Origin of the sequence: Rahnella sp. PD4, from assembly GCF_049199325.1 — a bacterium.
GTDB lineage: Bacteria > Pseudomonadota > Gammaproteobacteria > Enterobacterales > Enterobacteriaceae > Rahnella > Rahnella perminowiae.
This window is the reverse complement of the sequence record NZ_JBLZQF010000001.1, coordinates 494,000-506,560: the sequence shown is the minus strand read 5'-3', so window position 1 is coordinate 506,560 and position 12,561 is coordinate 494,000. Positions and strand designations below refer to the sequence as shown.

Below are 12,561 nucleotides of genomic sequence, written 5' to 3'. Positions count from 1 at the left end.
TCAGTGCTCCAGCAAGGTCTGCGCAAAGGGATACAGCGCCGGAGAGCCGCCGCAATGGACGAAAATCACCCGTGAACCGGCGCTGATTTTACCTTGCTCCACCAGACTGATCAGCCCGTGCATGGCTTTGCCGGTGTAGACCGGATCCAGCAGTAAACCTTCGGCCTGGGCGACGCGATAGATGGCTTCAATGCCGCCGTCAGACGGCACGCCATACGCGGTGCCGACGAATCCGTCCTCAATCCAGATATCTTCCGGCGTCCAGTTTTGCGACCATTCCAGCAAATCCGCGCAATCCTGCGCCATAGCGGAAATCCGTGTCTGAAACCATTCTGCTTTGGCGCTGACGCTGATGCCGGCAATTCTGGTGTCCGGCCAGTATTTGCGTGCGCCGACGTAAAGCCCGGCAAGCGTGCCGCCGGAACCGGTCGGGGCAACAATCACGTCCGGCGGCAACTGATTGCGTTCTCTCAGCTGGGCGTCCATTTCTTCTATGGCACGCACGTAACCCAGTGCCCCGAGCGGTGTGGCGCCGCCGAGCGGAATAATCAGCGCCTTTTCGCCCCGCGCCTGTGCGGCGTCGGCATGGGCATTCATCGCGCCTTCAATTTGGGTGAAATAGCCCTCGGGATCGAGAAATTCCAGCTCCGCACCGAACAACTTATCGAGCAGAAGATTGCCCTGATAGACATCCGGCTGATTGCCACGCAACACCAGCACCGGTTTCATGCCGAACTTACGTGCCGCTGCCGCTACCATGCGGGCGTGGTTGGACTGATGTCCGCCGGTGGTGATCACCACATTGATCTGCTGACGGCAGGCGTCGGCCATCAGATATTCCAGTTTGCGGACTTTGTTTCCGCCTCCGCCAAAACCGGTGTAATCATCACGTTTAATATCCAGCGTGATGCCAAGTGAATCGCCAAGTGTGTTCAGGCGCTCCAGCGGTGTGGGGAAAAATCCCAGTGAAACACGTTCAAAATCATCTGTTTGTTTCATCATAATTTTCCTGCTGATTATCTTTTAAACATTCCCGGATGTTGACGCAAAGCTTCGCCGGCTTATTCCGGCAAAGCAGAAAAAGAGCTGTCATGGGTATAAAAACGGATCCAGTCAGTGACGGATTGCTGAAAGCGCTCCAGCCCGTGCAGGGTGACAAATTCATTCACGCCGTGCGCATTGCCACCGTGACCCAGGCCGCCAATCAGGAAGGCCGGTGCGATGCGGGCAAAGGTATACGCCGGTGCGCAGCCTGGTGCCCACGGCCAGATCTGCGGTTTTGCGCCCTGTAGCTGGTAGCTGGCAAGCAGGGCATCGACGCCGGGGCTGTTGCGCGGGAAACGGTGGCCGGGATAGCTGTCGTCCAGCTCAAGCTCCACGCCGCCAAATTCCGCCTGGCTGAGCGTCCGGCGGACGTCTGCCAGCAGATTTTCACCGTCAATGCCCGGCGGCACGCGCAGGGCGAGTTCCGCGCTGGCGCTGTGCGGGATTACACCCCGTGCCTGTTGCGGGTCACTGCGGATTTCTGAAATGTTAAGCACCGCGCCGTTAATCAGTTGTTGCAGGCAGGCCAGCGTATCGCCGCTGACCGATAAGGTTTCGCTGTGGCGAAAGCGCAGTTCATCGGGAATGCTGAAGTGTTCCGACAGCGTATGCAGCAGCTCGTTTGCCGCCTCATCGACGGGCAGACGCGCGATGACGCCGCTGTTTACGGCGGGCGCAATGGTATGAAGGGCATGAACCAGCCGCCAGACGGGGTTGGCAATCCAGTTGGCATTACTGGCGTGGATCGCTGCATGAGGGCCGCCCCATGCGCCGCCACTGACGCGTAAACGGCCGCCGCTCAGTCCGCTGAAACCAAGATACACGCGGGGTTCGCCCCCGCCGTATTCGCACAGGGAGGGGAAAAATACTGCCCCGGCGGGCGGCACAGGGCACGGTTCCTGCGCCAGATAACGGCGTAACCGGCCGCTGCCCGTTTCTTCTTCGCCTTCGAGGATGATCTCGAGATTGACGTCCAGCCCGCCAGTGTCGTACAGCGATTTTATCGCCATCAGCATGCCTGCCAGCGGCCCTTTATTGTTCTCCGCACCGCGTGAGATATACACCGCGCCGGTGCCCGGCCATTCAGTCATGCCGCCGGTGAAAGGCGGGAATTCCCAGCCTTCATCCGTGGCGGGCATTACGTCGTACATGTTGTACAGCACCAGCGTTTTCGCCGCCTGACGCTCAATGCGCATATGTACCAGCGGCGGGGTGCTTTCGTCGTTTTGCAGGCTGACCGGCAACACCGGCATGCCGTTCAACTGCTCACGGATCCAGTCTTCCAGCCACTGTGCCAGTTCGCGCTGCTGGCTGAGCTGGCCGGACACACTGGCAAACGGCGTCATCGCATTGAGTAAACCGAGCGTCGCTTGCAGTGAGGGGGAAATGGAACGTGTCACAGGCGGATCCTCGGATTGAGTACCACATAGAGCAAATCGATGATCAGGTTAATGCCAACAAACACCAGCGCGGCGAGCAGCACAATGGCCTGTACCAGCGGGAAATCGCGGTTCTGGATCGCCTGGACCGCGAGGCGGCCGATACCCGGCCAGGCAAAAATGATTTCAGTCACCAGCGCACCGCCAAGCAGCGAGGCAAAATACATGCCCTGCACCGTAATGACCGGGATCAGCGCATTGCGTAAACCGTGGCGAACCACAATACGCCAGCGGCTCAGCCCTTTGGCGCGGGCGGTGCGGATGTAATCTTGTTGAAGAACGTCAATCAGACTGGCACGGATCAGACGCGCAATGGCGCTCATGTAATACGCACCAAGGCTGATGGCAGGCATCACCAGCTGACTGGCACTGCCATAACCGCCGGAAGGCAGCCAGCGCAGGTTAAGGCTGAAGGCGATAATCAGCAGCAGGCCAAGCCAGAACACCGGCACCGCCTGGCCGCTGAAAGCCAGCAGGCGCGAAATCAGATCCCACACTGTGTTCTGATATAACGCGCTGATGATGCCGAGCAGTAAACCGGCGGCAGTGCTCCAGAGTAACGCGGTAAAGGCCAGCAGCAGGGTGGCGGGAACGCGCTGGCCAATCAGTTCAGTGACCGGCTGGCTGTAGCGCAGCGATTCGCCAAGGTTGCCCTGTAAAACACCGGTCAGATAATGCCAGTACTGCCATGTCAGTGAACGGTCAAAACCCATGCTGTGCCGGAAGTTATCAATTTCCTGCTGGCTGGAGCCCGGCGGCATCATCACCGCCGCCGGGTCACCGGTCAGGTGCAGACTGTAAAAAATCAGCAGTGACACACCAAACATCACCAGTACCGATTGTCCGAGGCGTTGCAAAATATAACGCAGCATATCAGTCGAGCCTCGTGTGGGTTTTACGCAGCAGGCTGTCGCCAAGCAGATTGCAGCCAATGACCAGTGCCGCAATCACCAGCCCCGGGTACAGCACCAGCCACTGTGCAAGCAGCATGTAAGAACGGCCTTCGCCGATCAGATTGCCGAGTGTTGGCGTCGGCGGCTGAATGCCCATGCCGAGAAAACCAATCGAGGCTTCCAGTACGATCAGGCGCGGGATATCCAGCGTCAGCAGCACAATCAGCGGCGTCATCAGATTGGGCAGCACATGGCGCAGCACAATACGCGGGGTGGAAAATCCCATGGCTTTGACCGATTCGATAAATTCCAGCTCGCGGATCTCCAGCGTTTTGGCGCGGGCGACGCGGGCATAAATCGCCCAGCTGGTCACGCCCATGATCAGAATGATATTAGTCAGCGACGCGCCGAACAGCGCCATTACCAGCAGGATCAGCAGGATAAAAGGCACCGCCAGCTGAATGTCCATCAGACGCATGATCAGCGCATCAAGCCAGCCGCCGGTGTAACCGGCAATCATGCCCAGCGCCGAGCCAATAACGGCGGCAATGACTGCGGCCAGCATCACCACCATCAGCGAGAGACGTGTACCCGATAAAATCCGCGACAGCAAATCACGCCCCAGCTGATCGGTGCCCAGCAAATGATGACCGTCCGGCGGTGAAAAGGCCGCAGCCAGATTGTTTGTCAGCGGATCAGGCAGGGGCAGCCACGGCGCCAGCAGCGCCGGGACAATCACCAGTAACAGCAACAGTGCGCCGAGGACCCCGTCGCCATAAAACCGGCGGCGGGATTTCCGTTGCAGGGTTGTACGCAGTGAAATCATTTAATCCTCAGATCAAACAGCGGGATCCGCGAATCAGCGCGGCCGGTGAAGGCTACGTTGTCGGCGCTGGCATACAGGGAATCTTCTTTGTACAGCGGGATAAGCGGTTGCTGCCTGGCGACAAACTCCTGTATCTGCTGCAAAATTTTCTCACGTTTGGCCGGATCGACGAGGGTACGGCTGCTGTTGAGCAGAGTATCCAGCTCTGGCGAATTCACCGTGGAATACGGCTCGCCGGAGTGCAGGATCGGATAAAGCGCGGCATCGGCGTCCAGCGTCTGGGTTGAACCCCATGCCAGCATGTACATCGGTGCCTGTTTTTGCGCCGCTACCTGTTGGGTATAGACCGACCATTCCGGCACCTCGAGTTGCGCTTTCACGCCGATCGCAGCCAGATCCTGCACAATCGCCTGGGCGACGTCGGCGCTGGCAATATAACGGCGGGGAGCCTGGAAGCGCAGGGTGAAACCTTGCGGATAGCCAGCTTCTGCAAGCAACGCTTTGGCTTTGGCGATGTCCTGAGCGGGGGCGGGGATGGCCTCATAACCAAAATCTTTCGGTCCGGCCATGGTGCCGGTCGGTGTGCCAAAACCGTGCAATAAATCGCGGGTATAAGCCGCACGGTTCAGTGCGAGTGATAACGCCTGGCGTACGCGCACATCGTTCAGCGGTTTCTGGTCATTCTTCAGTCCGAGGTAAATGGTCAGCCCGCCATTTTTTACCTGCTCAAGATGTACGCCCGGCTTGTTTTTCAGCGCCGGTACCAGATCAGCCGGTACACCATCAACCAGCTGTACTTCGCCGGTCAGCAGAGCAGTGATGCGTCCGGTAGCCTCCGGGATCGGACGCCAGGTCACGGTATCAATGGCGGGTTTGCCGCGCCAGTAATCCGGATTGGCCTGCATCACCACTTTTTCATCGGGAATAAACGCGGTAAGGGTATAGGCGCCTGAACCGACCGGCTTACGGGAAAATTCTGCCGCACCGACTTTGGTGACATACGCCGGTGGCACAATATAGGTCGGGTAGCGGCTCATGCGCGTTGGCAGCAGCGGGTCGGGGCCGGCGGTGTGGATGTTCACCTGATACTCACCGGTGATTTCCACGGATTTGATGGTGCGGATATAGGAAATGGTCGGTGCGTGATTAGCAGGGTCAAGAATACGGTCAATGGAGAATTTTACCGCCTTCGCATCAACCGGCTCGCCGTCGCTGAACTTCACGCCCTGACGCAGGGTGAAGGTCCAGGTGGTATCATCCAGTGGTTTCCAGCTTGTCGCCAGCCCAGGCTGCAACTGCATATTGGCGTCGCGCAGCACCAGCGTATCGAAGAGGTTATCCACCAGCGTGGCAGACTCTTTCAGGAAGCCCGGATCCATGGCCGTGGCGGAAGCCGGTTGGGCGATCACCAGTTCAGAGGCGAAAGCAGCCGGTGTTGCCAGGCTGATAAGCAGGGCGAGTGAAGCCAGTTTGAAGGCAGGTATTCTCATTACGGTCATTCCCAAAGTGAAGCCGTCAGAAGAGTTGACGGAATTAACGTGAAGGTGTGCGTCACAAAAAAGGTCAGTCAATATTCAATTCTTCAATACATGATATATCCTATATAATGTATTTTTTGCAAGCTACGGATTAAACCGCAAAAGAAAAGCCATTATTTTGCTAAAGGAAAACGTCACATGTTTGAGATGGAAAAAGCGCAGCGTGTCAGCCTGACCATGCAGGTGGAAGCCAAACTGAAAGGGGCATTAATCGTCGGCGTACTCAAACCAGGCGCGCGGCTGGTGACCAAAGAAATCGCTGAAAAACTGGGTACCAGCGTGACGCCGGTGCGCGAAGCGTTGCTGCGTTTAGTATCGGCCGGTGCGCTTGATGCCACACCGGCACAGGCCTTTCTTGTGCCTAAAATTGCGCCTGCGCGCTATCAGGAAATTACGCTTATACGTAAAAATCTTGAAGGTCTGGCGGTGTCGCAAGCTTGCGGGCAGATCACTGCGGAACAGATTGCCTTACTGAAAACCCTGAATGCCCGATTTATGGCAGCGAAAGTGGAAAATAACGTGGAGGGCGCTTTAGAGGCGAACCGGGAGTTTCGCTTTACGCTGTATGACATGGCCGCGATGCCCACGCTGACCGCGCTGATTGAGCAACTGTGGGTGCAGATTGGCCCTTGCTTTAACTATCTTTATCCCCAGTCGCCGCATATGGCGCAGGGGCAGCACAATTACGATCAGTTGTTACTGGCGCTGGAAGCCGGTGATGATAAACGCTGCGTGAAGCTTATCCACAAATCGATTGATGACGGCGCGGCCATCCTGAGTAAGCATTATTTTCTACAGGAATGACAGATTGTTGCGGTGATGCAGAAAGGGTTGCCAGACTGCGGGAGGCGGTCTGGCGGGGGCACGTATCAGAACATCATGACCATCCACGGGTAGGCAATCAGCATCATGCTACCGAGGAAAATCGCACCAAAAATGGTACCGAGACGCCAGTAATCTTTGGTCGGCAGATAGCCACTGCCGTAATAAATCGGGCTGGGGCCGGTGCCGTACGGGGTGATGATCCCCATCACACCCAGCGAGGTCACCATCATCAGGCAGTAAACCGGCATGTTTATGCCCGGTATGGCCGCCGCGATTGTCAGCATAGCCGGTAACAGAGCGGTGGTGTGTGCCGTGGTACTGGCGAACAGGTAATGCAGCAGGAAGAATGCAATCAGCAGCATAACAGCGGCGACCTGCGGGTCGAAACCGTTAAGCAACTGGCCGCCTTCTTTACCCAGCCAGGCGATAAAACCGACACGGGCCAGGCCATCCGCCAGCGCCACCAGGGTGGCAAACCACGCAAAGGTATTCCAGGCCGGTTTGTTACTGGTGATATCGTTCCAGTTCAGCACGCCGGTCCATAGCATCAGCACCACGACCAGCAGTGCAGCCAGCGCGGGTTCAATCCACGCCGCAGCGAAAATCCACATCAGCAGCGCAGAACACACGAAGATCAGCAGCAGGATCTCGTTGCGCGACAGCTTACCCAGTTTCTCCAGCTCACTTTTCGCCCAGCGCGGCACCTCATCATTAATTTTCACTTCCGGCGGATAGAACCAATAGGCCAGCAGTGGCATGGTCAGGATCAGCAGTACGCCCAGGGGCAGGAAGGCCAGGAACCACATCCCCCAGGAAATAGTAAAGCCGGTGATGCTTTTGACTAACGCCAGCGCCAGCAGGTTCGGGGCCAGCGCCGACAGGAACATCGAACTGGTGATACATGCCGCGGTAATCGCTACCCACATCAGATAAGAGCCGATTTTACGCGCACTCGGGTCATTCGGTTTGGAGCCATATAAGGGTGGCAGGTTGGCAATGATCGGGTAAATGGTCCCGCCGCTGCGTGCGGTGTTGGATGGCGTGAAAGGTGCAAGCAGCAGATCCGCAAAGGTAATGGCGTAACCTAACGTCAGGCTGCGGCGGCCGAGATATTTCACCAGGATCAGCGCCAGACGGCGGCCAAACTGCGTTTTGTCATACCCGGCGGCGAACATAAACGCGCCAAAGATAAGCCAGACCGTCGAGTTGCCGAAGCCGCTCACCGCCCATTTGAATGCCTCGGCGGGCATCTTAAATTTTGGATTAGCGATTTCGGCCGGGCTGAATAACAGCCACTGGCTGAACAGGGCGATTACCACCACACCGGTCAGGCCGATCACGGCGCCAGGCAAGGGTTCAAAAATCAGGCCGACTATGACGCCGACAAAGATAGCGAAGAAATGCCACGCATAGGGTTCAAGCCCGGCAGGGACCGGGGTCAGCAGTAAAAGCACCGCCACCAGCACCGGCAGGAACAGCATAATCAGACGTTTTGTGAGTACCCCGGAGGCCGGATCGGCTGTGCCGGGATCATTCAATGTGGATGTGGGTTTCATAAATTTTGTCTGCCCGTAATTGAGAGTGAGCGTTACGCCACGGTTATCTGAGAGGGTGTTCTGATTCAGAAAACCATTAATTATTCTTTCGATCTGAAATGCGTTAAGCGGTACGTAATGATGGTGGATCCTTTGTGACGAAATTAAGACGTTACTATTATTCTGAGGTAAATGTTCTCAGGCAAAATGGCGTAATGCATTCATTCAGCAACCCATGACATTACAGAAATTGTGGTTAATTTTTTTTGACGTTAATCCGTTTAAATGACTGTAGAGTAAATTTGAGTAAACGCCAGTTTTGCGGTCAACGTACTGATTTTCAAGGTGGAGTTTTTTATGTTATTCTAAAGTTGATTTTTGTCAACTCATCATTAACAATTGATGATGGTATCGGTTTTCATGCCGGTTAAATAAACAACTCCTGCTTAAACAACGTTTATAACGCTAATTTTATCGTCTGATATAAATACATTAGCCCACAGATTTCTGTATTCATCACCTGCTCCGGGTTGCTTAATTAAATGGTAGTTTTTATTTACGGTAAGCAAGGATAAGCAATGCGGCCACGAAAAAATTCAAGACTTACACATTTCGGAGTTGATCATAATGAATAAGCTGACACCGGTACTTAATCCGCTCACGCTTCCTAACGGTGCGGTACTGAAAAACCGTCTGCTGATGGCCCCCATGACGACCTGTACCGGCTTTTATGACGGTACCGTGACCAGTGAACTGGTGGAATACTACCGCGACCGTGCCGGTAGTATCGGTACAATCATCGTCGAATGCTGCTTCATTGACCGTATGGGGCCGGCGTTCCCGGGCGCGATCGCTATCGACAGCGACAACAAAATTTCCGGTCTGAAGAAAATTGCTGATGCCATTAAATCTAAAGGTTCAAAAGCGATTCTGCAGATTTATCACGGCGGCAGAATGGTGGAGCCGGAACTGATCGGCGGCCGTACGCCAGTGGCACCAAGCGCCATTGCTGCGCCGCGTGAAGGTGCGACCCGGCCGAAAGAGCTGACCGGCGAAGAAGTGGACACGCTGATCACCAAGTTTGGTGATGCCGTGAACCGTGCCATTAAAGCCGGTTTCGATGGCGTGGAAATCCATGGCGCAAACACCTACCTGATCCAGCAGTTTTACTCGCCGAACTCCAACCAGCGCACTGATAAATGGGGCGGTGACCGCGACAAACGCGCACGTTTCCCGCTGGAAGTCCTCGAGATCACCCACAAAATGGCGGAACGCCTGGCGGATGCGTCTTTTATTATCGGCTACCGCTTCTCGCCGGAAGAACTGGAAGTCCCCGGTATCCGTTTTGACGATACAATATATCTGCTGGAAAAACTCGCCGCCCGCGGGCTGGACTACGTACACTTCTCAGTCGGGCAGTTGTTGCGTCCTTCCATTGTCGATACCCAGGATCCGACGCCACTCATCACTAAATACCGTGCCATGCGATCTGAAACCCTCGCCAAAGTGCCGGTGATTGGCGTCGGCGGGGTGATCAATAAAGCTGATGCCGAAAAGGGGCTGGAATACGGCTTTGATCTGATCGCCGTCGGGAAAGCCTGTATTGCTTATCCGGACTGGGCTGACCGTATTATCAATAACGATCATCTCGAGCTGTTTATCGACAGCCATAAACGCGAAGAACTGAACATCCCTGAGCCGCTGTGGCGCTTCTCGCTGGTTGATGCCATGATCCGCGACACCAGCGTCACCGGCCGTAAATACAAAGCCGGGGTTTATCAGGAAAAAGTCGAAGCTGAAGCGCTGAAGCTGAAGATCAGCGTTACGCTCGATACTGACCGTATTACTGATATTGCACTGGTCAAAGATGACTCGCTGGACGTCGATTTCACCACCACGTTTGAAAGCCTGCGAACCCGTATGCTGGTCGCCAACAGTCCGCATGTCGATGCCATTACCGGCGCGACCACCCAGAGTGAGGCGCTGAAAAAAGCGGTCTCACGTGCGCTGGCGACGTCCAGTAAAGAACATGTTATTGAAGAGGGCGGTAACCCGCAGGCGCCGCAAAACTATGATGTTGTGGTGGTGGGCAGCGGTGGCGCAGGGTTGGCTGCGGCGATTCAGGCACATGACGAAGGCGCGCATGTGGTGATTATCGAAAAAATGCCGACCATCGGCGGCAATACCATCAAAGCTTCAGTGGGGATGAACGCCGCAGAAACCCGTTTCCAGAAACTGAAAGGCATCGAAGACAGCAAAGAGCTGTTTTATGACGAAACGCTGAAGGGCGGCAAATTCAAAAACAATCCGGTGCTGCTGAGAGAGTTTGTGGAACTGGCCCCGGAAGCGGTTGAATGGCTGGCGGCGAAAGAGATCGAACTGAACGATATCACCATCACCGGCGGGATGAGCATCGACCGCACGCATCGTCCGGCGGATCGTTCAGCAGTCGGCGGCTTCCTGATCAGCGGTCTGGTGAAAAACATCAACAAGCGCGATATCGAAGTGCTGCTCGAAACCACCGTCGCCGAAATTCTGTCTGAAAATGGCGTGGTGACCGGCGTTAAAGTGGTGGATGAATACAATGACAGCCGCATTCTGAATGCCAAAAGCGTGATTGTCGCCACCGGAGGATTCAGTGCCAACCGCGAGATGGTGGTGAAATATCGCCCTGAACTGGATGGTTTCGTGACCACGAACCATGCAGGTGCAACCGGCAGCGGGATTGCCTTGCTGCAAAAACTGGGCGCAGATACCGTTGACATGGGCGAAATTCAGATCCACCCGACGGTAGAGCAGACGACTTCTTATCTGATTTCAGAGGCGATCCGTGGCGGGGGTGCGATCCTGATCAGTCAGGCCGGGAAGCGTTTCTATAATGAAATGGAAACCCGCGACAAAGTATCTGCCGGGATTATCGCGTTACCGGAAAAAAGTGCATGGGTGATCTTCGACGAACAGGTGCGGGCGGGTAACAAAGCGGCCGACGAGTATATCGCCAAAGGCTTTGTGATCAGCGCGCCTACGCCGGAAGAACTGGCGGTGAAGCTGAATATGGATCCGCACACGCTGTCGGAAACGTTGTTGCGCTACAACCTGTTTGTCGTGGAGAAAAAAGACGAAGACTTTGGCCGCACGACTGCGCTGCGTCACCCGCTTAATCAGGGCCCGTTCTTTGCCATCCGCATCGCACCGGGTGTGCATCACACCATGGGTGGCGTGACCATTAACCCTGATACCGCCGTGCTTAATGTGCAGAAACAGGCGATCACCGGTGCCTGGGCCGCAGGCGAAGTGGTCGGTGGTATCCACGGTGCGAACCGCATCGGTGGTAATGCTGTCGCCGATATTATTATCTTCGGCATTCTGGCCGGTAAAAATGCGGCGGCGCTGGCGAAACGGTAACCTTCTGACTGTTCACCGCGTCAAAGTGAAAATCCACGCACAAGCGTGGATTTTTTTTGGCCCGGGGGTTCAGCCAAATGCTTGTTTTACCGCCTGAATAAAACTGCGGATCTTCACAGTTTGCCGTAAACCGGCAGGTGTCAGTACATGCATTGGTCGCGAAGGGCCTTCGTAGCCGGGTAAAACCTGTATCAGCCGTCCTGCATTTATTTCTTCCTTCAGCACATCTTCCGGCCCCAGTGTCACGCCATATCCGCTGACAGCGGCGTGCAGCAGCGCGCGCCAGTCGTTCGAGCGCAAACGGCCCTCTGGGTGAATTTCCTGCATTTTTCCTTCTTTATAAAATTGCCAGCGGCAGGGGGCCTGTGGCGACCAGATACCGTAAACCAGACATGAATGGTTGGCCAGTTCTGCAGGCGTTTCCGGCACCCCATTTTGGGCAAGATAGTCCGGAGACGCACAGGCAATCAGCCGGTACGGTCGCAGCGGATAAGCAATCATCTGGCTGTCAGTGAGTTCACCAATCCGCAGGATCACCTCATAACCTTCTTCAACCGGATCGACCAGACGGTCGCTCAGGGTCAGCTCTATTTGTGTCTCCGGATATTGTGCAAGATAGTGCGTGATGAAAGGCGTCAGCGAGGATGTGCCGAAGGTAACCGGAGCGTTAACGCGCAAAGTGCCTGAAGGCGTGATTTTCATCTCAAGGGCGATGGCATCCGCCGCTTCGGCTTCTGAAAGCACGATTTTACAGCGCTCATAATAACTGCGTCCGATATCCGTAAGATGCTGACGCCGTGTCGTGCGGTTGATCAGTGGCGTCCCCAGTCGCGATTCAAGACGGGCAATATGCTTCGCGACCATTTGCGGGGAAATACGTAATGCCTCAGCTGCGGCCGCGAAAGAACCGAGATCGGCCGTTCTGACGAATACATTCATGCTGGTTAAACGATCCACGATTCCCTCTTATATGTTGTTTGTGTGTGTCGATAGCGACGATTTATCAATATTGAGTAGGGAATTATTCTTAACCTATCGACAACAAAATGAAAGGTA

The 12,561-nt window shown here is 55.4% G+C and carries 9 protein-coding genes; 2 read left to right on the top strand and 7 right to left on the bottom strand.

Annotation, left to right across the window (positions count from 1 at the left end; all coding sequences use genetic code 11):
- From ACOZIO_RS02190 to ACOZIO_RS02170, 5 genes are all read right to left on the bottom strand, one after another.
- A complete protein-coding gene (locus tag ACOZIO_RS02190; protein WP_217138743.1) occupies positions 1–999 on the bottom strand; it encodes a 1-aminocyclopropane-1-carboxylate deaminase/D-cysteine desulfhydrase in 999 nt (332 codons plus the stop codon).
- Positions 1,000–1,061: 62 nt separating this feature from the next.
- Positions 1,062–2,444 carry a M20 family metallopeptidase gene (locus tag ACOZIO_RS02185; RefSeq protein WP_421594883.1) on the bottom strand — a complete coding sequence of 461 codons (1,383 nt, stop codon included), beginning with the start codon at positions 2,442–2,444 and terminating at the stop codon, positions 1,062–1,064.
- Positions 2,441–3,355, bottom strand: a complete 915-nt coding sequence (locus tag ACOZIO_RS02180; RefSeq protein ID WP_129951372.1) for an ABC transporter permease — start codon at positions 3,353–3,355, stop codon at positions 2,441–2,443. The genes ACOZIO_RS02185 and ACOZIO_RS02180 overlap by 4 nt, the downstream gene beginning before the upstream one ends.
- A gap of 1 nt (position 3,356) precedes the next feature.
- Positions 3,357–4,202 (bottom strand): ABC transporter permease, encoded by an 846-nt coding sequence (locus tag ACOZIO_RS02175; RefSeq protein ID WP_129951371.1) that lies wholly within the window; start codon positions 4,200–4,202, stop codon positions 3,357–3,359.
- Positions 4,199–5,692, bottom strand: a complete 1,494-nt coding sequence (locus tag ACOZIO_RS02170; RefSeq protein ID WP_421594882.1) for an ABC transporter substrate-binding protein — start codon at positions 5,690–5,692, stop codon at positions 4,199–4,201. Before ACOZIO_RS02170 ends, ACOZIO_RS02175 begins: the two co-directional genes overlap by 4 nt.
- Before the next feature lie 186 nt (positions 5,693–5,878).
- Here ACOZIO_RS02170 and ACOZIO_RS02165 point away from each other — a divergent pair, with 186 nt between their 5' ends.
- Complete coding sequence (locus ACOZIO_RS02165) at positions 5,879–6,544, top strand: GntR family transcriptional regulator (RefSeq protein WP_129951369.1); 666 nt, start codon at positions 5,879–5,881, stop codon at positions 6,542–6,544.
- Between the two features lie 65 nt (positions 6,545–6,609).
- Here the strand turns inward: ACOZIO_RS02165 and ACOZIO_RS02160 are convergent, their stop codons facing one another.
- Positions 6,610–8,121 (bottom strand): anion permease, encoded by a 1,512-nt coding sequence (locus ACOZIO_RS02160; RefSeq protein ID WP_129951368.1) that lies wholly within the window; start codon positions 8,119–8,121, stop codon positions 6,610–6,612.
- A gap of 606 nt (positions 8,122–8,727) precedes the next feature.
- Here ACOZIO_RS02160 and ACOZIO_RS02155 point away from each other — a divergent pair.
- Positions 8,728–11,505: a flavocytochrome c gene (locus ACOZIO_RS02155; RefSeq protein ID WP_421594881.1), complete on the top strand. Its 2,778-nt coding sequence runs from the start codon at positions 8,728–8,730 to the stop codon at positions 11,503–11,505.
- Positions 11,506–11,574: 69 nt separating this feature from the next.
- Here ACOZIO_RS02155 and ACOZIO_RS02150 read toward each other — a convergent pair whose 3' ends face one another.
- The gene (locus ACOZIO_RS02150; RefSeq protein WP_217157543.1) at positions 11,575–12,462 is read right to left on the bottom strand and encodes a LysR family transcriptional regulator; all 888 of its coding nucleotides are present in this window, start codon (positions 12,460–12,462) and stop codon (positions 11,575–11,577) included.
- Positions 12,463–12,561 lie beyond the last annotated feature (99 nt).